Below are 22,615 nucleotides of genomic sequence, written 5' to 3'. Positions count from 1 at the left end.
TAATACTAATTTAATGGATTATTATGCAATAGAAAGTTGAGTAAGCTCTGCCTGCATTAATGCTGGATTGCTTAACAGCTCTACGCTACAGAGAAGGTTGATGTACTGTGATGAAGCTAATTCATTATAAGCTGATGAATAAAAATTAATGAAACCGTGGGCATATCGAGTCTGCACAGCCATCACAAACGGTTTCTTCGCCAAGCCAGCAATCACCTCATTAACGTCAAAATGAGTTTCAAGGACTGGGAAAACAAAGCTCACAGGACAAGATGGGGTGATGCTCAAGTGATGACGAATTTGACTTGGATAGAATCCAATGAAATGTAATACAGCCTCGGAATTAAGCTTCTCAAGCGCCTTCCAAGTTGCAGAAGCTCCGGCGCTGAAGCCTATTACTACACTCGGATTATTAGCAGCTTCAACTTTGCTTTTAACCAAATCACAATAATGCTCATGACCACATTCAGCCATAAAGGCCTGATACGCTAACGGCTCACGGTTAAAATATCGATTTACCCCATTAAAGGGGTCGATAACGACACATTCAAAGCTTGTTTGTTGAATCATGTTTTGCAGCGACAAAATAGGCTCGGTTAGACCAAATATATCGGTTACCAGAATAATCTTCAAAGTGAGCCATCTTTGACAACATACGCTAATGCACGGCATTCCATGTACCCATGGCAATTTGCAAAAGGTGAATCAAAGCACTCCATAACCGCATACCCGTTTCCACCAAGCTTTGCCGTTTTGTAGCGCATATCTGTTGCCAATAAAGAACGTGATGGTGCTGGTTTATTGAAGTCTTTTTGGCAATATGATGCCCTTATCTCTCCAAGCATCTCCTTATCACGACGTGAAATCTCTTCAACCGTAAACTCTTTTACATCAGAAGCCGCTAAAGACCTACCGACATTTTCTGCAATATCGGGACTCATATGAGTTCTAAACGAGACATTACTGCATGCAGTCAGTAATGCTAAGCAAGATATTATCAAACCAACTTTCCATGTTTTCATTAGCTATCCTTAATATATTTTTTAGTACCTTATAACAAATATAAGCTAGAAACAAAAATGCTCCACCCATTAAAGGTAGAGCATCATAACAAACTCTAGCTAAGTCCGGTGAACGGTAGCTTGTATCTCTTACTTACCTGGTCGAACACCTAACGTATGACAAATAGCGTAAGTCAATTCAGCTCGGTTCAATGTGTAAAAATGGAAATCTTTCACGCCTTCGCGAGAGAGGACTTTAACCATATCAATCGCCACATTAGCACCCACCATCTGACGAGTAACAGGATCATCATCTAAGCCTTCAAACTGCTTATGTAACCAGCCTGGAATGCCGACATTGGTCATGCCAGCGAAACGCTTTAGTTGCTTAAAGTTCGTCACTGGCAGTATGCCCGGCACGATTTCAACATCAATTCCCGCTGCAACACAACGATCGCGGAATCGAAGATAGGATTCAACATCGAAGAAAAACTGCGTTATTGCACGGTTAGCACCCGCATCGATCTTCTTCTTTAAATTAATAAGGTCTGCCTGCGCATTACGTGCATCAGGGTGAACTTCAGGGTAGGCAGCGACTGAGATATCAAAGTCTGCAACAGAGCGAAGTAAGCGAACCAAGTCGTTAGCAAAACGGGTCGGCTTTGGACTGCCATCTGGCAAATCACCACGTAGGGCTACAATGTCTTTAATGCCTGAGTTCCAGTAGTGCTTAGCCAACTCTTTAAGTTCTTCGTCACTGGCGTCAACTAAGGTCAAGTGCGGTGCTGCAACAAGGTTAGTCTCTTTTTGAATACGCTCAATCACACCATGGGTACGGTCACGAACACCTGAGTTAGCGCCATAGGTCACAGATACAAATTTAGGATTCAATGGCTCTAGACGACGAATTGAATTCCAGAGGATCTGTTCCATCTCTGGTGATGCGGGAGGGAAAAATTCAAAAGAAACGTTAATATCGCCATTCAGCTCAGCTAAGCTCTGGTTTAGTGATGTTGAATGTTGTGCATGATTAAAACTCATTTCAATTCCCTCTACTGCTCGACTATCTATAATCTGTTTTCTTAACCTGTTTTCATAACCTGTTTAAGTTGCAGAACTCATTTAGACGTTTGGACGTCTATACATCCATATTAAAGAAGCTGAGATTGAAGTCAATAGCTAAAAGAGGAGTAATTTCAAATAAGATATAACGGGGTGCAACGAGAACGTGACTTCGTCACTGCGAGAGCGGCTAGAAAGCGCCTTCGAGACAAAAAAGCCAGAAGATGAAAAGCTTTTGCTCTTACTCGAAGCCAACTTGTTGGCGAACTCGAAGGGAACTTGTTCCCGTTCTCGTAGCGAAGGCGCTCTCGACGCGAAGCGCCCTTCTTTGCGATATTTATTCTTGAACCAAATCTCGACAAATCTGTGCGAGATCTGATTGAACAGCGGCGGCGGTAACTTCGCGGCCAGCACCAGGTCCACGAATAATTAATGGGTTGTCTTGATAGAACGAGCTACGGATAACAAACACATTGTCACCAGGAGTTAAATTAGCATAAGCATGGTCTCTGTCGACCCACTCTATGCCCACTTCAGCCTTCAAGCTGCCATCAACTAAATCTAAGCCTGCGACATACCGCAAAACCTTATTCTGTTCTGCTGCCGCACTAAATTGCTGCAACATCCCATCATCAAGCTCTGCAATTCTCACTAAAAATTGCTCAAGTGATATATCCGCTAACGTCGCAGGAACAAGCGAGTTTAATGTAATGTCCTCTAGCTCAATATCATGACCAATCTCACGAGCTAGGATTAACAGCTTACGCTGCATATCACGGCCGGAAAGATCGTCACGAGGATCGGGCTCTGTGATCCCTAAGCCTCTCGCTTCTAGTACCAGTTGTGAAAACGGTTTTTCAGCATCATAGTTCTCGAATAACCAACACAGCGTGCCGGAGAAAATGCCGCCTACCGCTTCAATAATATCGCCACTGTTGTGGAGATCGTTCAGTGCATGTTGTACCGGTAATCCAGCACCACAGCTGGCATTGTATCGCCAAAACAATCTGCGATTATCCAACTGCTGCTTGAGCTCATTATAGAAAGCTAATGGACCAGAACCCGCTAGTTTGTTAGCACTCACGACATGAATACCACGCGCAAAGAACTCTGGGTATTGTAAGGTCAAATCTGCACTGGCACTAATATCTAAGGCAATGATCTCATCACATTCTAGCGCCTGAAGCTGCTCAAACAGGTGGTCATACAACCAAGGTGTAGCTTGCTGTTCAAACTCCTCTTTCCATGAAGCGAGGCTAATGCCCTCCTCTTTTAGCAAGGCTTTCTTTGAACTCAACAGACCCACCAGCTCTACACTAGCTTCTAACTCTTTATTCAATGACGCACGCGCTCGGGTAAATAGCTCTATCCAAGCTTCACCGATATTGCCAACACCAAGTAGCAACACACCAATACGTTTACGAGGTCCAGCACATCGACGATGCACCTTTTGAGTCAGTAGGTTGACCTGTCCATAGGGAACCAAAGTCACTAAACTTAAACCGTCGTTAAACAAGGGTCTGGCGTCGCGGCTTAACAAGCGGGCGAAACCACGGCGATAAAGACTTGAATCAGCACTGACTAGCGCGACTAAACCAAGATCTTCGCGCACTTTAATATCAGCGATCCCCAATGACTCAGCTTCAAGTTCAAGCAGAGCATGAACCTGTTTACTGTTTTCATTGGTAAAAGCTAACTCAACTCGGTTTTGCGCTAATTTCCAATGAGCTAGCGGAATAAGTCCAGACTCAGCTAACAGTGCTAGGACGCTATGCAAACCTGCTGTTAACCTTAAATTAAACAGTGAAACCGAAGCAAGGTTAGTCACAACCGGCGCACTGGCTGATGAACTCTTAGGCGCAATCAAGGTAAAGTCTGTGTGAGAGGCGTAGCTTGAACGCACAGCCAAGCTCACATCAGTATCAAACAGTGGCTGTAACGAGCGATTATGCAGCACTGGAGAACCTAGATGAGCAAGACGATTCGCTTCATCTAAAGAGAGGCTCTTGAGCAACTTAGCATCGTTAATTTTGTTAGGGTCGGCATTAAACACCCCCTCAACATCGGTCCAAATTGTCACACGACCGATATCTGCAAGGCTGGCAATTAGCGTGGCGCTGTAATCAGAGCCATTGCGCCCAAGCAATAGGGTTTCACCTTGGCTGTTCGCGCAGATAAAACCAGTAATAATCAAACGCTCATTAGGGCTATCTTCAACACGCTTCTGCACACGAGTACGTGATTCATCAAGCCTGATCTGAGGAATCGCTCCCTCATCGGCAATCAGCAGGCTTCTGGCATCGACATCACTCGCCGCCACGCCAGACTCCCTTAAAAGAGCCGCCAGCAAACGGGCAGACCAACGCTCACCAAAGCTCACGACTTCGCTGCGCTTATATTCATTGAGTTCATCAAGAGAAAACAAACTGATCAATTGATACTTGTCGATAGATAGCCGCTCGCGCAAGCTTCTGGCTTGCTCATTTGATAGCAATTGCTCAATCAAATTCTGCTGAAAACTAATCAGTACTTGTAGTTCTTCTTGCCACAGCTGAGACGAATCTTTTAACGCTAGTAACTTATAAAGAAAATTGGTGCTCTTACCTGCGGCAGAGACAACGACAAGATCGTCGCTATTGCCATGAGTGAGAAGGATATGAGCCACACGGCGATAACAATCTGCATCCGCTAGACTAGAACCACCAAATTTATGTAAATGACCACGCGCCATCTCTAACTCCTATAAACCAATTAACAGCTGGCTGCACGTACTACGGTGCAGTGAGGCCAGCTTGACTATCTACGACTAAATGACCACGCGTCATTTTTAACTCTTATAAACCAGTTAACTGCTAATAGCAGATGCTGCTGCAAGTCCGGCTTTAATATCAGCAACTAAATCTTCAGCATCTTCAATACCAACAGAAAGGCGAATTAAGGTCTCTTTAACCCCAGCTTCGGCTCGCGCCTCAGGTTCCATCGCTCTATGGGTCATTGTCGCAGGAACGGCGACTAAACTCTCTACCCCACCTAAACTTTCTGCGATAGAAAACACAGAAAGTTTCGCTAAAAAGGCAACTAACTCCGCTTCGCCACCCTTTAGCTCGAAACTTAGCATCGCACCGAAGCCTTTTTGCTGTTTAGCGGCGATGTCATGTCCAGGATGATTTTTAAGCCCTGGGTAATAAACTTTATCTACCGCGCTACTATTAGTCAGCACTTCTAATACTCGCTGAGCATTAGCTTGATGCTCCCTGATACGAATAGGCAGAGTTCGAAGGCCACGTAGCGCTAAATAACTATCAAATGCAGATCCGGTCAGTCCTAACGTGTTTGACCACCAATGCAGTAACTCACCCAATTCAGGATCTTTCGCAACCACGGCACCACCAACAACATCACTGTGACCGTTGATGTACTTAGTCGTTGAATGCATCACAATATCAGCGCCTAATAAAAGTGGCTGCTGTAAAAATGGGGTCAAAAAGGTATTGTCGACGACCACGAGCGCATCAACGTCATGGCTTGCAGCTGAAATAGCCGCAATATCGACAACTCTAAGCAATGGGTTTGATGGGGTTTCAAGCCACACCATCTTAGGTTTTAATGCAATTGCCTCACTTAAGGCTTGGCTGTCGGTTTGATCGACTACTACCAACTTAAACTGACCCTTTTTGGCCAAGTTGGTGAATAGGCGATAACTGCCGCCATAGCAATCGTGGGGAACCAGTAAAAGGTCATCAGGGCCTAGCAAGCTCGTGATTAAGGTAATGGCAGCCATTCCCGTACACGTCACCACACCAGTGGCTCCTTTCTCAAGGCCTGCAATAGCATCACCAAGAATAGAGCGCGTAGGATTGCCCGAGCGGCTGTAATCAAAATCTCTTGGATTTTTATGTCCATCAAAGGAATAATTAGTGGAAAGATAGATCGGCGGCACAACGGCACCATGTTGGGTATCGGACTCAATCCCCTGACGCACGGCAATCGTGGCTAACTTACGTTCGGTCATCTACAGCTCCTAAGATTCACTACTGAACATCATACCAATTACTGACATCATACTTTATATCGTTTCTAACAAATAGATGTCTGGACGTCTAAATGTACCTAAGAGTTACCCCCTAGTCAACCGATTAGACGTTTAGACGTCTGAACATATAGAAATCTATTTGCATTTGAGGGAAATAAGAGGCAATAATTTGACTGTACAAATTAAAGGGTTAAAATCTGCCCCGAATTTTGAATTTACAGGTGAGTCAATGACTGAGTGGAATGGCGATTACATCAGCCCATATGCTGAACACGGCAAGAAGAATGAACAAGTAAAGAAAATTACTGTTTCTATTCCCTTAAAAGTGCTTAAGGTACTGACTGACGAGCGTACACGCCGTCAGGTAAATAACCTACGCCACGCCACCAACAGCGAACTGCTTTGTGAAGCTTTTTTGCATGCCTATACTGGCCAACCACTGCCTAATGATGGCGATCTGTCGAAAGATAAACCTGACAGTATTCCAGTAGAAGTAAAACGCCTGATGGATGAGATGGGCATTGAGTGGGAAGACGTCGAGTAATCTTATTTAATACCTAAACGGTCTAAAAAGGCTCGTTTCAGCGGCTTCATGCGAGTGTCATTCTAGGCATATTCTATTGCCACTGGATCCTGCATTCCCAAATGGCGTTAGGTATAGAAATTACTCTGCTCCAGGGATCGCTATGCGATCCCTGTTTGTTTTTATTGTTCTTTATTGCCGCATATATCCAGCTCACTTGGGTATACTATTTATGGACATGAATGTGTTTGAGTTGATCGCACCGACCACCTTACTGTTGGCATCCGTTATTATCTTCTTTGGTGCCATCACTCAAAGCTTGATAGGTTTCGGTCTTGCGGTGGTTGCCTCTCCACTTCTTTACCTTGTTGATCCTGATCTGGTTCCGGCACCCGTCATTGTTATGGGCTTCTTCATTTCTCTGCTGACTCTCTATCGAGAACGAGGAGCGCTGGAGTTTAATGGTCTGCAGTATGCATTACTCGGTCGAATTCCCGGCGGGTTTCTCGGTGCTGCTCTGTTAATATTTGCCCCTCAGCCCATTCTTGGATTGGCCATAGCTGGAATCGTCGCTGCAGCAGTGATCCTGAGTTTACTTAAATTCAATTTAGCAGTTAATCGCAAGAGTTTGTTTGCAGCAGGCGTGATATCAGGGGTTTTTGGCAACATAGCAGCCATAGGTGGCCCACCACTGGCGATTTTGTTATCGGGTAAAGATGCACGCCAGTTTAGAGCGGCGCTTTCAGCCTTCTTTATCTTTAGCTCCACCATCGCATTAGCCATTTTAGCCATAACAGGATTATTAGAGCTTAAACATCTGTGGCTATCACTGATGTTACTCCCATCGGTACTATTAGGGTATATAGTCGCTGGTAGGCTAGTGGGAAAAGTTGATAAGAATAAAACCAGAAGCATGACACTGATTTTATGTTCATTCAGTGCACTGGTACTGACGATTAAATCGTTAATAGAATTGTAAAAGCGAGGTGCTTCGCTCCGAGAACGTGACTTCGCCACTGCGAGTACGCATCTACGATGCTTCGAGAGCGACCTTCGGTCTTCGAGAAAGAGAAGTGACACAGACCGATGAAGTATCGCTTGTTCTCGTAGCCATGTAATGGCGTCCTAAACAGCAGACGTTGTCAGGTGCTCTCGTAGGCACCTGTCAGCCTATCTCGAAGCGAGTTCGCGAACACTCTCGAAACGTCATTAAAAATGATAGGAAGTTTGCAGCACACCGCCGATGGCATCATCGCTGCCCAGCATACCGGTAAAATCCAGATAAAATGCTTGCCCAAATGCCAAGCCAGTGCCTAACGAATAGATATCAGAAGTGCTATTTTTCATGTCATGTCGATAACCCAGACGCAGAGCCAACCAATCTGTCGCCCTCACTTCACCACCTAAGCGCCAGTACTGAGTGCCGTCAATCTCATCGAAACGCTGATGAGCGTTAAGATCAATATCCGATGTCAGTGTGAGACTATCCCAATCATAGGCAACACCTGCGGTATATAATGGCTCTACTTGATAGGTAAACTTGCGCCCTTGAGTTTCAACCGTCTCCACATCTTTGCTGATTAAGTTACGACCAGAAACTCCCACAACAAGCCCACCAATAGGCTCCATCGCCACACCGACATCCAGATTAAATGTCGCCTCATCATTACGGTACTTGGCATCATTAGCATCACTGGAATCAAAATTGTTCGCGCTAACCACATAGTTGTAAGTATCTATACGTTGAAACTTAGGCGATATCCCCACAGAAATGGGCATATTAACGATTGATAAAGGCAAGCTTATTGCCACTCCAAAATCAGAAACTGCGCCAGCGACAACTGCACCTTGCGAATCAAGATCTGAAACTTCAGGAGGACTATTCGGGTTCAGAGCGGTTAAATCATCGATGTCAGATTGCTCAATCGCAGTGACGCCGACAGCATCGATATAACTCTTATAGAACACAGCCATTGCCATCTTGTCGCTTGGGATCACAAGTGAGAAACCAATACCTGCACTGACATAGGCAGTGTTACCTTTTAAGGACTCGAGATCAGCAATCAGATCAACACGAAAGCGCTCGATTTCTACTGCATCTGATGCATTGATTGCTGCCTCTAGGCCATCATATGAACCTTCCAGCGCATCAAACTTATCGGCCATCTGATCTTTATCAGATCCATCAGCACCTAGTACAGGCAGCAAAAGAGCAAAATCATTGAATTTAGGCGCATGTAAAGCCAGAAGAGCGGGATTAATAAAAGCGGCTCCCTCTCGGTTAGAAGATGCCACACCAGCGCCGCCCATTGCATCACTGCGCGCCTCGTAATACGCTTGCCCAGCACATACTGAGGAGGAGAGAAATACAACACTGCATAACGCTGTTTTAAGCAACTTCATCCATTCAGCCCCTTTTATATCATTCTTATTTTGTACTTCTTATCGTGAGATTAAAAGATAGTTCAAACTAGACACACTTGGACGATAAATTCAGTCAATATGACGTAATTTATTAGATCAATATCCTCTCAAAAATAGATAAAATACAGCCTAACAATTAGTTATTGTCGCAGTAAATTTTTGCCCGCATGGTTAGCTATTGTTTTTAAAGCTCATCAAGTCGTCATGCTCAATTTGTTCATGACTAAATAGTGATTTAACTCGTCAAAAGCTAAATAAGAAAAGAGGTGAAAATAGGGCTGGAGCAATTCCATACTGAATATCGATGACTTAATGGGAATGCATTAACAAAAAATCCACGCAGATAAGGGTTATCATGACGTTGTTGTATAGCACGGCCTAAACAGTATTAGGCTAGTTACTGTAAAACTCACTCCATGGTTTTGGCTTACTGATTAAGTAACCTTGAATCATATCCGTTTTCCATTCACTGACCATTTTAAATTGTTCATCCGTTTCAATTCCTTCACAAACAACAACCAGCGATAAATCATGGGCAAGCTTCACAACAGTCTGAGCAATAATCTCATATTGAACATCCACTAACGTATTGTCGATAAAGCTTTTATCTATTTTGATAATATCAAAGTGAAAGTTCAGCAGGTAACTTAAGGATGAGTAACCAGTACCAAAATCATCCATGGATAATTTAAAGCCCTCTTCATGGAATTCAGAGAACTTCTCTTTTGTTAACTCATTGTCTTGCATCGCTGAAGTTTCGGTAATTTCAATGGTGATTCTTTCCGGCGAAATACCATACTCATTGACGATACTGGTAATATTTTGCACCAATCGCTCCTCTTTAAACTGAACCGGAGATAAGTTGATTGATACACCGACATCATCAGATACCGTGGGTAGAGACAAGCAGCGACACACCTCATGGATAACCCAATAACCGATTGCGATTATATCGCCACTCTTTTCAGCAATTTCAATAAAGCGATCTGGCGGGATCATCCCTTTAATAGGATGTTTCCAGCGGATCAAAGCTTCGTAGTGATGGATCTCTTCATCTAGTTTTGTTGTTTTAACGATAGGTTGAAAATAGAGAATAAACTCTTGATCCTCAATGGCTCTAGGCAGGCAATGTGCCAACTCCAAGTGCAGCCTTAACTCCTGTACGATTTCATCTTGATAGCCAACCGCCCTTCTCGAGGGAGTATTTTTAGCTTGATAAAGAGCGATATATGCCATTCTCAACAGCTCATTTGGCTCCGACTCACAACTGGGATAACAGCTATAACCCGCTCTTAACTCACAGGCCATGGGATGACCGTCGACCAGTAAATAGTTAAGAAATGAGTCCATAACATCAGAGAGGGTTTGAATCACCTCCTCCTGAGTAGAGTCGATCATAATAAACGCAAATTCACTGCTGTTTAAAATCGAAAGAGTATTATTGTCGGGAATAATTCCTTTTAGGCGCACTATCGCCATTTTTAAGAAAACACTTTTGACCTCTTCATCTAATAGGTTTATTGAACCACCTGACATCTCAAGTGATAGAACAATTACAAAACTGTTACTTTGTTTTTTGTCCACAAGGAACTGAATAACCCTTAAAAAACCTAGCTTATTATGTAGACCTGTCACAGGATCCAAAAGTATGGCTGAAATGGTATTTTCATCTTGGTTATCATCATTCAGTTTATCTGCAATATTTTGCAAGGAATCATAAACATCTTTTAAATAGTGGCTCGAAACATCTTTATCGACACATAAAGAAATTATTGCTGCGATATAAGCTAAAAAAGCACTGTCATACTGGGAGAAAACCTTACTATCAGAAGGTTTAAAAGCCACCCCGCCATGCTCTGTTTTAAAGCGTTCAAAGTGAACATTTCCCTGAGAAAGCAGGTGATAAATATCGGAATTAGACCCCATTGACTCTCTATGACTCACCACTTCATCACGAATTTCGAACAAGGGTTCTATGGAGTTAACTTGGTTTTTAGGCACTTTCGTCCAACGACAATCATCAATGAACTTATGCGCTTCAATGACGGGCATAACCTCCCACCATAAGCCATTAACAAAACGAAATAGCACGCAAGTATCAATATCGACTGAGAAACGTGTCTTCTGATAGATACTTTTTAAATCTCGAATGAAATTGGAATCGACACTGATAGTACTACTTAACTCCAGTAAGCTTGCCGACCTTAAAGAGGCTTCAAGAGTTTGTTTAATCGATGTTGAGTCACTATAGAAAAGTGATGTCTCAATCTTCTGTTCTCCACTTACTTTACTGATGTTATTGCTCTTTAAATTATTGTTTTTGGACATAGAACTAACTGGCCTCAGCGATGGTATTAATAAACTCTTGATCAATACCAACACCAATACTATCGGCAAGATTGACCATATAGAGTGCGCAGCAGATCATACCAATAAGCTCAGTAATCTCATCTCTGGCAAAGCCTAGCTCACATAACTCTTTATCTACACTCGCCACTAATTCAAAGTTATTATCCACTGACGCATCAGCTAACTTGATCACCAATTTTAATGCGGGATTTTTAATCTGTTCAATATCATTAAGAATAATGCTCATGTCATCACCAGTAAATCCATGATGTAAAGCTAATGCATGATGTGCAATCATGCAGTAACTACACTCTTTTTTATTGGCAATATAGGAGAACATTAACTCCTTCGTAATTCTTGGTAGATCACCTGAACACAGATTCTTGCGTACCATATTCCAAGAAGACATTGCTAAATCTTGATTTAAAACGACCACACAGCGAAATATAGCGGGCACAAACCCCATTCCTAACTCTTTACATACCTGCTGATGAATGTCAGGAAACTGCTCTTTAAACTTCTCTTCGGACAATATAGGTAGATCGCTCATATTCAATACCGTTAAAAGGTTAACTCATCACTCGTCTACTGAAGCGATTAGATCTCCCGTCATAAAACGCTTTGATGAAATGACACAAATTATCTTCTCAGATTAAATAGTAGTCGGTTTTAAGAATAAATCTCTAAACCAAGCCAAGTGTAGCTATTAGTTTTCTGTGAGAATTTGAGCATAATCGATGAAAAAATAAAGGGGGAAAATCTAAAGATCCATTAACTTTTCTTATTTGATGTGGCACCAGATTATTGTCGGTGCTAAAGTTAAATAGGTATAGAGAATAGTTAGATAGAGACTGAATTCAAACAATCGATGGAGAATTTATGCACCTAATAATGAAAACTCAATTCGACAACCTTAGGCTTAACGATGAACATGAATATTCCACTAATGACAGAGGTGGGAAGAAAGTGGTTAAGATCTTTAAAGATGGAGGGTTAATCGCCAAAAGAATAACAATAAAATGCTCAGTACAATACTTTGGGATCACTGGTGTCGAAGAGTTTCTGACCACAGAATAACCAGTATAAGGAGAGCAAGACTCCCCTCTCAACAAGTTAAGCTTGCTCGGTTACTTATAAGCAGCTTGTGGCTAATAAGGCATAACTTGTAGCAGTTCAACTCTTCGATTCAATGCTCTGCCATCAAAGGTTTCATTAGTGGCAATAGGTCTTGTTTCGCCTTGGCTCTTTATCTGAGTAGCAGCCATCCCCTGCTCATTTAAATATGTTTGGGTATTCACTGCTCGACGCAAGCCCAGATGATCATTATAAGCTTCACTCCCCTTCGCATCAGTATGGCCAACTAGCTTAATCAACTCCGGAGTTTGAATTAGCCTTTTTGCCACTTTATCTAAAATTAAACGAGACTCTGGCGTCAAGGTGTTACTGTCGAAATCAAAGTAGATCCGCGCGAGCATCTCTTTTCCAGAATCAAACTCAATCAATCCATTGCTAGACAAATACTCCATACAAGTTAACGAAACATCACGGTTGTTCGCCAACGTTAATAACGCTTCCCTCATCTCTGATTGTTCTGAATCTTGTCTAATCATCAACTGACCATCTCGATGATTTGCCACTCCAGTAACATCAGAAATTGTCACCTGCTGACTGATGTTATACCCCTTAGTTGAGCAATATGACTCTAATTCGTATTGACGTTGTTCTGCCACTTGATGCTCCGTTTGCGCTGACGGTAAATCTTGTGCGCATCCGCTTAAAAACCAGCTCAGGATTAGGATGCTGACGAAGGTAATACATATTTTTTTTATCATTATTTAGTTCTCAGTATGCCGGTAATAAAGTTTAGAGATGCCATCACTCTTGGCTCCCTTTTTAATCAAATCTAAAATATCCTCAATCAAATCATCTAAATTACCCACATCAATAATATTCTCTTCTCCAACACACTTTTTAAACGCATTTTGCCCTGACGCACTGAACTGAACACCTATCACTCCCATGTGCAGGGGGAGATCGCCATCGTTAAACCCCGACCTAATCTTGTTACACACCCCAGCATTAACCAGATTCGAAAAGGTATTTCGATAAGGGTCTTCCTTACCGTCACTGATGATTAAGATCATTTTAAGGCGCTTGTTATACTCTTTTGTCTCCTCTTCATCGGGATTAGTTGGTCGTCCTTTATCTAAGATCTGTGCTCCTCTTAACAGGCCTTGATACACAGAAGTCCCCCCATTAGGTGACATTTGATTCACCCTCATGATCTCAGACTTTTGGTTAGTGAGAGGAATGGTCCAGAAACTGCCATTACACATTGAGCTATTATAAAGCCTTTGATAACTGGGATGATGTTGAACATTAGTGGGGCTCTCACTAAAGACCTGTTCGACACTGCGGCTGTAATCTATCCAGTTACTACTATCCGGCCATCTTTGAGAGCTATCATTCACTACGGATTTAATCGTGCGCGCATCCGCTCTTGGTCCCGGTAATCCATTGCATTTACGGCTGTTACTCACACAACTAGAAACTTGGTTATAGCTTTTGTTGGCCCACTCTCGCCAATTGATCGATTCATAATTGGTATAGTTGCTGCCGGTTTTACCACTTGGATTTCGATACTTCAGCTGAGTCATGCAGGTATTTCTATCATCACCGCCCTCCACCACCCGCATGTTGTAAGGCACTAACGCGATACGATTACGGATCTCAGTCTCTCCTTCCCTAGGAATGAGGATCTCATTCGATATTTGAGTAATGGCATTTTTAAGGCTGTTAATTCTGTAGCCGTCCATCGAACCGGAAAAATCTGAGACAAACACGATATCGACATCACGGTCTCCCAAATATTCAGGATAAGCACGGGCTAAGGCTCGGTTTCCAAGGGTTTCAGTCGCTTTAAAACTAGGGATCAAATCGCTATGTAGCCAAGAGGTATGCTCCGTATTAGCCGTCACCCGATACTGGGTATACTCCCTATCCTCAAACGAACCATCCGCCATAGGATAATGATCAATATCCTCTTTTCGCTCAATTCTTACCTGACTAATCTCTTTTATATTCCGCAAATAGCTGGAGATATAATCTTTGGCAAGTTGAGTTTCATATCCCTTGTCATTCCGATTAGCCATTGAGACTGCCAAACTCGCCGCTTCAGTGGCATCCCCAAGGCGGTTTTTCTTCTGAATATAACGCGTTCCTTCTAACGCCAAAAACACCATGCCAAAGAGCGGAATCAATAATAAAACTAAATAGATGGCAGCCGCGCCTCGCTGACGAATAAACGTCACGCTCTCATTGTTTATCATCGCTACCTTCCCGGCATCACTGAACTTGAATGGATATAGTGCTGAGCACCTTTACCCAAAAATTGATTAAACCAGGAATCCGCCTTTAAACAGAGGGTCACTTGATAGAGAGGAAATCGCTTATCTGATGAAGTTTTCGGCGCTAAATGAGCCCTATTTTTAAGCGAGTCATCGGGAATACAGGGCGCACCACCCTCAATCCCTCTATCGAAAAATGAGTAACGTTCATCCACCATCCACTCAACACGCATTCCATAGGGGGCGGTTTCAGATGTCTGTGCATAACCGAGTAATCTGGCAGCTAATGTATCCAGCTCATCGACTTCTGCAGATGTCATCGATAAATGATCATCATAGAAACGAGTACGCTCTTTTAATACATTCACGAGCGAATAGCTCACCCTGTCCAGGCTCACCCGACTAAGTAACTGAAAAGCGATATCTCCCGTAAAAACCAGCAGAGCAGACGTAAACAAGAGTACAAAAGCCAGCTCTATCGTAAACACGCCACCTTGTTTACTCTTCATCAATTGGCCACCCCTCATGCTCCATGGTCACTAAAATCCGTCTACTTATTTTCTTTTCAAACACACCAGCCAAGAAAAACATCGGCGTATAGCGATAGGAGATCTCATAGATAGCCAATGGACACCTCTGTTGTCTCGCTTGAGATAAGCTCGGCTTGTTACCAATGAGGTTTGGCAGGTTTTCAAAATAAGAGATTGAGAGCTGGTAGCGTTTAGGGTCGACTAAGAGGTGCCAGATCTCTCCTTTTTTCTCAAACACTTGCGTTAACCTCTGATCATACAGATCGCCATTTCTCTGAGCTTCCCACACCCGAGTATCTCTGGATGATTCGCGCAGTGAAGATTCAGCTAAATTAATCACATAGATAAGCCGACTGACTTCAACAATTCCGAATGTAACAAAGAACATCACGATGGCGCCGATCGCAAACTCAACAGAGAAAGCACCTCGCTGTCGCCGCTTAAGACCTTTAAATGCCACTAGCTCTCCTCTTCTTCACGTAAACTATAAAACAGTGCAGAGATCTGCTCATCTGAATAGTCTTCGCTTAATAAACGGTGAGCCTCGCGATAGTCCCCCACTTTGAATAACGAAATCGCAAGATTAAAGCCCAACCTTTTCTCATCAGGATGTTGGCGATAAACCGGAGTCAGCAACTCAACCGCTTGTAGGAACTCTCCCTGAGCCAGATACAACACCGCCAAATTATTCTTAACCGTAATATCATCATGACCCATTAAGCGAGCTTGATTGAAAGCCTCTAATGCGGCTTGATAATGGCCAGCATTGGTCAAAGCGATCCCTGAATTGATATACAGCTCTGAACCCTTATAGCCTTTTGATATCGCTGATTTATACTCAGACACAGCCAGTTCGAATAGGCCGGAGTCCGACGCAATATTGCCGGAAAGAAAGTAAAGTTCGGGTTGCTTCGCCACCAGTGACTTAAGCTGCTTAACGTAAAAATCAGCAGACTCAACATCACCATAATCATAATAGGATTGGGCTAAACTGAGCATCACTTCAGTTGAATCAGGTTGCTTGGCAAGCTCAAGCTTATAGTGGGCAACCAATCCCGCATGATTGCCGACAGTTAATAGATCTTTTGCGGTTACCTCTTGAGAAAGCGGCGCAGTGCTGCAACCTGCTAATGAGCACAATAGCAGTGGTAAAACGAAGTAAAATCTGTGCATGGTTTACCCTATGGAGAGTTGCATAAATCCGGGCGCTAAAATCAGCACTACGATGGGAAACATGATAAAAAGGATCAGAGGAACACTCATTTTCGCAGCCAATTTACCGATACTTTCCTCCATGGTCAGTACCTGCATCTGGCGCATATCTTCGGCCAAATCCGCCAGTACATTCGCAATCGAGGTTCCGTACTGAATATTCTGGATCAGGGTGAGCGAAAAACTGCGAACTTCAGGAGTCGGGATCCGCTCACTCAACTCTAACAATGCCTTCTCTAAGCCCGTGACTCGCGAAGTGTCTGCGGTTTTTTTTATATGGAAACAGAGATCCTTATCGAACGCTTTTAGCTCCTCAGCAAGATAGGCCAGTGCAGCTTCAACGGTCATTCCGGTTTGCACACAGACAGACATCATATCGAGCATGTAGGGAAGCTGACGTGATGTTTTGTTCACTAGCATCTTTTTACGCATAGCTAAAATAGCGTCCGGCAATATCAAGGTCATCACCATAGCAATAGCCCCAATCATGACCTTATTTGACAGAGCCATATCTGAGATGACAATCAGCAAAATAATCATCAAGGCTAACGCTATTTTCGCCGGCACATAGAAGCGGGCAAATCGAGTGTCATAGAAACCTGCTTCAATAAATTGCTGCTCCAACTCTTCTCGTTTTTCCTGACCAATACGCACAACTAGCTTGCTTAACTTCTCCATTCCCGACTCTTGGGAGGTCTCAAGATAACGCTGAATATGCCATTGGCGTTGCTTCTCCTGATGCCATAAAGCCAAGCCAAGCGCCACTAATCCACTGATCACGACAAGTACCGATATTAAAACAAACATCATCCGTTCTCTCGAATACATGACCAGAGGAAACAACCCGAGATAAACAGGGCTATTGAGGAGATGACCAATAAAACTAATACAACCACTAACGCACCCCTCTGATAAGTAACCAAATAATAAACATCCCCAGCGCTTCACTTCCGACTACGTAGTACAAAATGTACCTCCCAGATTCATCCGTTAAGACAAAATCTAGGTTCTGGGGGCTGAGATAACTCAGCAAAATCATAAAGAAGAAAGGCAGGGACGCGACGATTTTTGCCGACAATCGCGCCTCAGATGTCATCGCAGCTTTCTTCTTGTCTAACGTCCTCGCGTCCATCAATACCCGGATTAACCGAGCCATCACTGATTTCAGCTGACCACCTCTGGCCATGTTGGCGCGAATCGTCACAATAAAAAATAGAAAAGTTGGGTAGGGAAAACGTTTACATGCACGTTTAAATACTTGCTCTGGAGGCTCACCTAACTTGAGGCGATCCCCCATGTCTCTGAACTCTGATCCAATTTGATTATCCAAGGATTTACCCACATAGGAGATCGCTTGCATGATACTTTCACCGGAGGAGACCGCACTCATCATAATATTCAGGGCATCAGGGAAGGTCTCATCAAAGACTTTTTTCCGCTTTCGCATCAACCAATTCCAGCCCCAAAAAAAGCCAAGTATGGGCAACATTATCGGTAACCAAATGCTATTAAGCTGTAGAAAGCCATTGATATAGATGCCCGCACTGCTCAGCAGCACCAAAAAAACCGTTAACTTTAACCAAGCCTTATCACCCAGAGCGACAAAAGCGGGCCGAAGCAACATCTTAATTTTAACCAGCCAAACTCTATGTTGTAGCGAGTCCAGCTTCACCGCCGAACGGATCTCATCCGCTTCAGCCATCTCCACTTTATCAACCAAAAACTGACGCTTAATGTCTTGGCTTCTCATTCCCCACAATAGGGCTGCAATGCCGAGCAATATTAAGGAAATCGGCAAGATCATTTCAATCCTCTGAAAGCCAACATCAACTCATCCTGCAAACCAAAATAGGCCGCTCGCTGCATCAAGATAGAGCGTTGCATGATCCCAGGAGAGATATATTCACCCAACACTTTCTCCATACTCTGCCCCTCAGCAGGTTGAAACTTAAATAGCTCCTCCATCACCACATTTTCTCCCTCAAGACCCACCACCTCTGAGATACTGGTTATCTTACGGGAACCATCTCTTTGTCGATTTACTTGAACCACAAGGTGCACCGCACCCACTATGGTTCTGCGAATCGCGTCTAAAGGTTGATTAAGCGATGCCATCATCACCATAGATTCAACCCGTGAAATCGCATCTCTTGGGGTATTGGCGTGTAGCGTTGACATGGAGCCATCATGACCAGTGTTCATTGCCTGCAACATCTCAAATGCTTCGGCGCCACGACACTCACCAAGGATGATCCGATCCGGCCGCATACGCAGAGAGTTAATGATCAGATCCCTTTGATCCACCTTACCGCTGTTTTCGATACTGGCAGGACGGGTTTCAAGCCTAACCACATGAGGCTGTTGCAAGTTCAACTCTGCCGCATCCTCAATGGTGATGATCCGCTCATCTTCGGCAATATAACTAGAGAGTGCATTTAGCAACGTAGTCTTACCCGATCCTGTGCCACCAGAGATAAGAATATTCAAGCGACAACGGGCCGCAATCATTAACACCCTTGCCATCTCAGCCGAAAGGGAGCCAAAGCCAACTAACTCCTCCAAACCAATCTTCTGCTCTCTGAACTTACGAATAGAGATCGTTGTGCCATCAATTGCGATAGGTTTAATGACAATATTCACTCGGCTACCGTCATTGAGGCGCGCATCGACCATTGGCGAGGACTCATCCACACGACGTCCTACTCTGGCCGCGATACGCTGTGCTATCTCAAGCAGTTGTGCTTCGTTAACAAACACTACTTCTGAACTGTGAATTTTGCCATGACGCTCATAGAAGATCTGATCGGGTCCATTGACCATAATGTCATTAATACTGTCATCTTCTAGCAAGGGCTGTAGTGGTCCTAACCCCAGCAGTTCATCAACTAAATTCTTTACCGTCATGCTGCGTACAGCAGTAGAGATAGGTTGATTGAAGTTACTGGCCAATACCTCAACCGCACTTTGGATCTGTCTCAACAGCTCCTCTCGCGGCATATTGGCAATCATCTGAGCATCAAGGGCTTCAAAGATTTGAGAGCGAAAACTAAGGTAGATCTCTTTATTATTCATCGCTTAACCAACGCCATAATTCGATTCAAAGGAGAATGAATAGCATCAGGCTGTTTACCCTGAATGAGCTGCGCGAGTTTATTGAAGGCACCATTTTGCTTCTCCAAACGGTGCAGACGCTTACCTGACAACATCAGAGCTGAAAAATTAACGGCATAACCCAGATGAACATCAATTGGCCTAGCCAGATATCGTTCAACCTCATCTTTTTTAAGTGGAAAACCGCCTTCAGGACGATGGATATTCAAGAAGGTTAAGATACGGATATCTGCCGTTCCCGACAGATTATGCAACTCTATTTTTTCAATTATCTGAGACGCGTTACGCACCGAAGAGACTGTGGCATCGAGGACGACGACAAACAGATCCACTCGATCTGACAATAACGCTGGATCCATCACAAAATCGTTAGAGCTGGAGAAATCTTCAATGATGAAGTTAGCCTGACGACTGAGTAAATCAGCAATATTCTGGCTGTCGTTATAAAGAGCGTCTGCCGATTGCGAACCACCAAATGCCAGCAATCGCCAATGCTCATCAACCTTACTCAAGTAGTTACTTGCACTGACCTCATCCATATCACGAAGCTGCAGCGACAGATTATCTGTATCTTGACGCTCAAATTTCTTAAGCCCTAACAGGATATCTGTGTTGCTGTTGAAATACTGATGATCGACCTGAATGGTTTCAACGCCCTGATACGCCAAGGTCGCCGCCAGTTCACAGGTGATCATCGTGTTACCAATCCCACCTTTAGTGCCCACGACCGCGACTCGCTTCGCCTTTCGGTTTTTATTGACGCCTGAAAGTTGTTGCAAGTTATTATGCACATGACGCAGAAACTCACTTAACTCTTCCTGATTCAGCGGCCAGAAAAGATAGTAAATCCCCATATCTTTAAGCTCGCGAAGAGTCGTGATGGTATCCTCTTTCCCAATGACAATAACGCCCTTCTGATTAGGCAACTTAGCCGCAAATTCCCGCGCATCTTTGACCACATTCTTAGACTCATTAAGCTCTAAGATCACGATATCTCTCAGCGCATTGAGCTGCAGCTCACCAGGATTTGTATTTTTAACGCAATCAGGGATATTCCAGCCTTCGAAACGAAAGACTTGCTCTATTAATTCGAGGCATACAGAAGTTTGATAATAAAAAGAGCAGCTAGCAGGTCCCGCTTGCTCTCTAGTCTGTTCACTGTTTTTAGTGATCGCTTTGGCCAGATCAAACATCTTACACGCCTCCCTTTACGGTTAAGGTTTGCGGATCTCGTACCTGTTTCAGTCTCATAGAGTCGACATAACAACCGATATCACTGCCCATCTTTCCATAGATACCGCGTTGACACTCTTGGGTTTTAAGCTTGTATTGCCCGACACGAATATCAATCACACTGTGACCTAATGGCAAGGGTTCAACACTGACTCTGTCTGGGCTAAGCCCTAAACTGAGTAACTTTCTCTTAGTTAAAGTAACCCATGATTTATCGATTTCGGTGCGATAACTTAATGTCCAAAGAGTCTGCTCAAGTCCATGAGTAAAACGGTCAATAATGCGATCAAGCTGAGCCTCTATCTCCGCCTTATCTCCTGCCTTTTTAGGCTCGATAACGAAATGATGTAGCTCTTGATAAACAATGGCCTCACTGCCCATTTGCGTGAGAGCCCTATCGGCGCAGCCCGTTAAACTCAACACGAATAGGCTAATGGTGATTAAGATTCTCACTGAATAAACCCTCCCTGATTGAGCATCTGTAACACATTGACGTTTTTATCTTCCCCCGCTTCAGGCACAACATTAAAGAAGCGTGCCAGTGACTTAGTTGGGGTGATCTTAGGCAGGCGAACCTCTGTGGGGGAGATTGGCTTCACCAAGTTCACCGTTGCCACAATCACCAACTCTGTTTTTTTACGGGTCGTTCCTGCTTGCCTAAACAGCGCACCAAAAACCGGAATATCACCTAATAGCGGGATCTTACTTACATTCTCAAGCTCATCACTGCTCATCAAACCACCCAGCAAAAAGCTTTCACCGTCACCCAACTCTATGGTGGTCATCGCCCTTCTGGTGGTCAGTTGAGGGATCTTAATCCCCGCAGCCTCAACAAAACCTTCAATCGCACTCACCTCTGGCATCATCTGCAATTTTATCTTGTTGTTATTCTGAACTTTTGCAGACAAATCTAATCGAATACCAAACTCTTTGTACGTAATATTGGTGGTGTTATTGTTGGTGAATATCACTGGGATCTCCCCCCCAACCAGAAAACTTGCCGACTCACCAGACATCACAGAGAGATTTGGTTCAGCCAACACTTCAGCAATACTGTCGTTGCCCAAGGCATTAATAACAGTCGTTAAATCATTGGCTTTAAAATCGAGAAAAGAGAACTCTCCAACACTACGACCCATTGTCGACCAGTTAACCCCTAAGGTTTCATTGAACTCCTTAGTGACCTGAGCAACAGAGATTTTGACATTTACCTGCTGAGTTTGAGATAGGGTCAGCCCTTCGATAATCCCTTGCCAGCTAAAATTACGCTCATATGCCAGCCAGTTTGCTTCAGTAAAGGAGTCCTTAAATTCCACCAGTTCCGATTCGTCAAAGCGCTCTACTTTTTCACGTCCTAAAAACTTAGCCACCAGGCGATAGATATCATTACGTTGCTCCTCGCTATAGACGATCCCACGAACAGCCACCTTATCGCCCACAGAGGTAAGCGTAAGCTCAAGATCGGGATAGAAAAGTGTTAGCTGACGGCGGATCTGAGATAGATTAATATCCACATGAAGCAACTGAGATAAAATCACCTCATTAGCCTTGTTATAAACAAACAATCTCGACTGGCCTAATTGACGCCCATAAATAACCAACTTATTACTGCCGGTGATTTTATAATCCACGATCTCTGGTTGGCTGATAAAAACGGTGCCTATCGCCTGTGCTAGCTCAATACTCGATGCATCATTGAGGGTGACAAACCTATCGTCTGCGATGACACCACCACAGAAAAACACGTTCACAAATAACACGATAACCCAGAGATTAATTCGACTTTTCAT

Annotated in this window: 22 protein-coding genes; 3 read left to right on the top strand and 19 right to left on the bottom strand. The window is 43.7% G+C overall.

Translation table 11 applies throughout. The annotated features are described in order from the left end of the window. Window positions 1-21: 21 nt before the first annotated feature. From FN961_RS00595 to metB, 5 genes are all read right to left on the bottom strand, one after another. A complete protein-coding gene (locus tag FN961_RS00595) occupies window positions 22-633 on the bottom strand; it encodes a dienelactone hydrolase family protein (RefSeq protein ID WP_143562609.1) in 612 nt (203 codons plus the stop codon). After that, entirely contained in the window at window positions 630-1,022 is a 393-nt protein-coding gene (locus tag FN961_RS00590) for a hypothetical protein (RefSeq protein WP_143562608.1), read from the bottom strand. Before FN961_RS00590 ends, FN961_RS00595 begins: the two co-directional genes overlap by 4 nt. A 129-nt stretch (window positions 1,023-1,151) precedes the next feature. Continuing rightward, entirely contained in the window at window positions 1,152-2,042 is an 891-nt protein-coding gene (gene metF / locus FN961_RS00585; protein ID WP_143562607.1) for a methylenetetrahydrofolate reductase, read from the bottom strand. 358 nt (window positions 2,043-2,400) lie between these two features. Next, window positions 2,401-4,794, bottom strand: a complete 2,394-nt coding sequence (locus tag FN961_RS00580; protein WP_143562606.1) for a bifunctional aspartate kinase/homoserine dehydrogenase II — start codon at window positions 4,792-4,794, stop codon at window positions 2,401-2,403. Window positions 4,795-4,908: 114 nt separating this feature from the next. Further along, entirely contained in the window at window positions 4,909-6,075 is a 1,167-nt protein-coding gene (gene metB, locus FN961_RS00575; protein ID WP_143562605.1) for a cystathionine gamma-synthase, read from the bottom strand. A gap of 250 nt (window positions 6,076-6,325) precedes the next feature. On the opposite strand from metB, the gene metJ reads away from it, so the two are divergent. Both metJ and FN961_RS00565 read left to right on the top strand, forming a co-directional pair. Then, a complete protein-coding gene (gene metJ, locus FN961_RS00570; protein WP_143562604.1) occupies window positions 6,326-6,640 on the top strand; it encodes a met regulon transcriptional regulator MetJ in 315 nt (104 codons plus the stop codon). 223 nt (window positions 6,641-6,863) lie between these two features. Then, window positions 6,864-7,598 carry a sulfite exporter TauE/SafE family protein gene (locus tag FN961_RS00565; protein WP_143562838.1) on the top strand — a complete coding sequence of 245 codons (735 nt, stop codon included), beginning with the start codon at window positions 6,864-6,866 and terminating at the stop codon, window positions 7,596-7,598. A 230-nt stretch (window positions 7,599-7,828) separates the two neighbouring features. On the opposite strand, the gene FN961_RS00560 is transcribed toward FN961_RS00565, so the two are convergent. From FN961_RS00560 to FN961_RS00550, 3 genes are all read right to left on the bottom strand, one after another. Further along, the gene (locus FN961_RS00560) at window positions 7,829-9,022 is read right to left on the bottom strand and encodes a conjugal transfer protein TraF (protein WP_143562603.1); all 1,194 of its coding nucleotides are present in this window, start codon (window positions 9,020-9,022) and stop codon (window positions 7,829-7,831) included. Between the two features lie 414 nt (window positions 9,023-9,436). Further along, on the bottom strand, window positions 9,437-11,371 hold the full coding sequence (locus FN961_RS00555; RefSeq protein ID WP_143562602.1) for a putative bifunctional diguanylate cyclase/phosphodiesterase: 1,935 nt from the start codon (window positions 11,369-11,371) through the stop codon (window positions 9,437-9,439). Between the two features lie 4 nt (window positions 11,372-11,375). Next, window positions 11,376-11,942 carry a hypothetical protein gene (locus FN961_RS00550; RefSeq protein WP_143562601.1) on the bottom strand — a complete coding sequence of 189 codons (567 nt, stop codon included), beginning with the start codon at window positions 11,940-11,942 and terminating at the stop codon, window positions 11,376-11,378. Between the two features lie 329 nt (window positions 11,943-12,271). On the opposite strand from FN961_RS00550, the gene FN961_RS00545 reads away from it, so the two are divergent. Continuing rightward, window positions 12,272-12,469, top strand: a complete 198-nt coding sequence (locus FN961_RS00545; RefSeq protein ID WP_143562600.1) for a hypothetical protein — start codon at window positions 12,272-12,274, stop codon at window positions 12,467-12,469. A gap of 71 nt (window positions 12,470-12,540) precedes the next feature. Here the strand turns inward: FN961_RS00545 and FN961_RS00540 are convergent, their stop codons facing one another. The 11 genes from FN961_RS00540 to FN961_RS00490 all read right to left on the bottom strand — a co-directional run bounded on the left by FN961_RS00540 (window position 12,541) and on the right by FN961_RS00490 (window position 22,615). Beyond that, entirely contained in the window at window positions 12,541-13,224 is a 684-nt protein-coding gene (locus FN961_RS00540) for an OmpA family protein (RefSeq protein ID WP_143562599.1), read from the bottom strand. A 3-nt stretch (window positions 13,225-13,227) separates the two neighbouring features. Further along, complete coding sequence (locus tag FN961_RS00535) at window positions 13,228-14,721, bottom strand: TadE/TadG family type IV pilus assembly protein (protein WP_143562598.1); 1,494 nt, start codon at window positions 14,719-14,721, stop codon at window positions 13,228-13,230. Between the two features lie 2 nt (window positions 14,722-14,723). Then, window positions 14,724-15,248 (bottom strand): tight adherence pilus pseudopilin TadF, encoded by a 525-nt coding sequence (tadF, locus tag FN961_RS00530; RefSeq protein ID WP_143562597.1) that lies wholly within the window; start codon window positions 15,246-15,248, stop codon window positions 14,724-14,726. Then, the gene (locus FN961_RS00525) at window positions 15,238-15,729 is read right to left on the bottom strand and encodes a TadE/TadG family type IV pilus assembly protein (RefSeq protein WP_143562596.1); all 492 of its coding nucleotides are present in this window, start codon (window positions 15,727-15,729) and stop codon (window positions 15,238-15,240) included. The genes tadF and FN961_RS00525 overlap by 11 nt, the downstream gene beginning before the upstream one ends. Next, on the bottom strand, window positions 15,729-16,442 hold the full coding sequence (locus FN961_RS00520; protein WP_143562595.1) for a tetratricopeptide repeat protein: 714 nt from the start codon (window positions 16,440-16,442) through the stop codon (window positions 15,729-15,731). Before FN961_RS00520 ends, FN961_RS00525 begins: the two co-directional genes overlap by 1 nt. A gap of 3 nt (window positions 16,443-16,445) precedes the next feature. Continuing rightward, window positions 16,446-17,291, bottom strand: a complete 846-nt coding sequence (locus tag FN961_RS00515) for a type II secretion system F family protein (RefSeq protein ID WP_143562594.1) — start codon at window positions 17,289-17,291, stop codon at window positions 16,446-16,448. Between the two features lie 85 nt (window positions 17,292-17,376). Beyond that, the gene (locus FN961_RS00510) at window positions 17,377-18,285 is read right to left on the bottom strand and encodes a type II secretion system F family protein (RefSeq protein WP_143562593.1); all 909 of its coding nucleotides are present in this window, start codon (window positions 18,283-18,285) and stop codon (window positions 17,377-17,379) included. Next, window positions 18,282-19,553 carry a TadA family conjugal transfer-associated ATPase gene (locus tag FN961_RS00505; RefSeq protein WP_143562592.1) on the bottom strand — a complete coding sequence of 424 codons (1,272 nt, stop codon included), beginning with the start codon at window positions 19,551-19,553 and terminating at the stop codon, window positions 18,282-18,284. Before FN961_RS00505 ends, FN961_RS00510 begins: the two co-directional genes overlap by 4 nt. After that, window positions 19,550-20,785, bottom strand: coding sequence for a CpaE/TadZ family protein (locus FN961_RS00500; RefSeq protein WP_143562591.1), 1,236 nt, complete (start codon window positions 20,783-20,785; stop codon window positions 19,550-19,552). The genes FN961_RS00505 and FN961_RS00500 overlap by 4 nt, the downstream gene beginning before the upstream one ends. 1 nt (window position 20,786) lies before the next feature. Further along, complete coding sequence (locus tag FN961_RS00495) at window positions 20,787-21,278, bottom strand: hypothetical protein (protein ID WP_143562590.1); 492 nt, start codon at window positions 21,276-21,278, stop codon at window positions 20,787-20,789. Beyond that, entirely contained in the window at window positions 21,275-22,615 is a 1,341-nt protein-coding gene (locus tag FN961_RS00490; RefSeq protein ID WP_143562589.1) for a type II and III secretion system protein family protein, read from the bottom strand. Before FN961_RS00490 ends, FN961_RS00495 begins: the two co-directional genes overlap by 4 nt.

Source organism: Shewanella hanedai (assembly GCF_007197645.1).
Lineage (GTDB): Bacteria > Pseudomonadota > Gammaproteobacteria > Enterobacterales > Shewanellaceae > Shewanella > Shewanella hanedai.
This window is presented reverse-complemented; position numbering and strand designations above follow the sequence as displayed.

Coding starts and splice junctions, on each gene's coding strand:
- FN961_RS00590 (WP_143562608.1), bottom strand. CDS start 1,022: ATGAAAACATGGAAAGTTGGTTTGATAATATCTTGCTTAGCATTACTG.
- metF (WP_143562607.1), bottom strand. CDS start 2,042: ATGAGTTTTAATCATGCACAACATTCAACATCACTAAACCAGAGCTTA.
- FN961_RS00580 (WP_143562606.1), bottom strand. CDS start 4,794: ATGGCGCGTGGTCATTTACATAAATTTGGTGGTTCTAGTCTAGCGGAT.
- metB (WP_143562605.1), bottom strand. CDS start 6,075: ATGACCGAACGTAAGTTAGCCACGATTGCCGTGCGTCAGGGGATTGAG.
- metJ (WP_143562604.1), top strand. CDS start 6,326: ATGACTGAGTGGAATGGCGATTACATCAGCCCATATGCTGAACACGGC.
- FN961_RS00560 (WP_143562603.1), bottom strand. CDS start 9,022: ATGAAGTTGCTTAAAACAGCGTTATGCAGTGTTGTATTTCTCTCCTCC.
- FN961_RS00555 (WP_143562602.1), bottom strand. CDS start 11,371: ATGTCCAAAAACAATAATTTAAAGAGCAATAACATCAGTAAAGTAAGT.
- FN961_RS00550 (WP_143562601.1), bottom strand. CDS start 11,942: ATGAGCGATCTACCTATATTGTCCGAAGAGAAGTTTAAAGAGCAGTTT.
- FN961_RS00545 (WP_143562600.1), top strand. CDS start 12,272: ATGCACCTAATAATGAAAACTCAATTCGACAACCTTAGGCTTAACGAT.
- FN961_RS00540 (WP_143562599.1), bottom strand. CDS start 13,224: ATGATAAAAAAAATATGTATTACCTTCGTCAGCATCCTAATCCTGAGC.
- FN961_RS00535 (WP_143562598.1), bottom strand. CDS start 14,721: ATGATAAACAATGAGAGCGTGACGTTTATTCGTCAGCGAGGCGCGGCT.
- tadF (WP_143562597.1), bottom strand. CDS start 15,248: ATGAAGAGTAAACAAGGTGGCGTGTTTACGATAGAGCTGGCTTTTGTA.
- FN961_RS00520 (WP_143562595.1), bottom strand. CDS start 16,442: ATGCACAGATTTTACTTCGTTTTACCACTGCTATTGTGCTCATTAGCA.
- FN961_RS00515 (WP_143562594.1), bottom strand. CDS start 17,291: ATGATGTTTGTTTTAATATCGGTACTTGTCGTGATCAGTGGATTAGTG.
- FN961_RS00510 (WP_143562593.1), bottom strand. CDS start 18,285: ATGATCTTGCCGATTTCCTTAATATTGCTCGGCATTGCAGCCCTATTG.
- FN961_RS00505 (WP_143562592.1), bottom strand. CDS start 19,553: ATGAATAATAAAGAGATCTACCTTAGTTTTCGCTCTCAAATCTTTGAA.
- FN961_RS00500 (WP_143562591.1), bottom strand. CDS start 20,785: ATGTTTGATCTGGCCAAAGCGATCACTAAAAACAGTGAACAGACTAGA.
- FN961_RS00490 (WP_143562589.1), bottom strand. CDS start 22,615: ATGAAAAGTCGAATTAATCTCTGGGTTATCGTGTTATTTGTGAACGTG.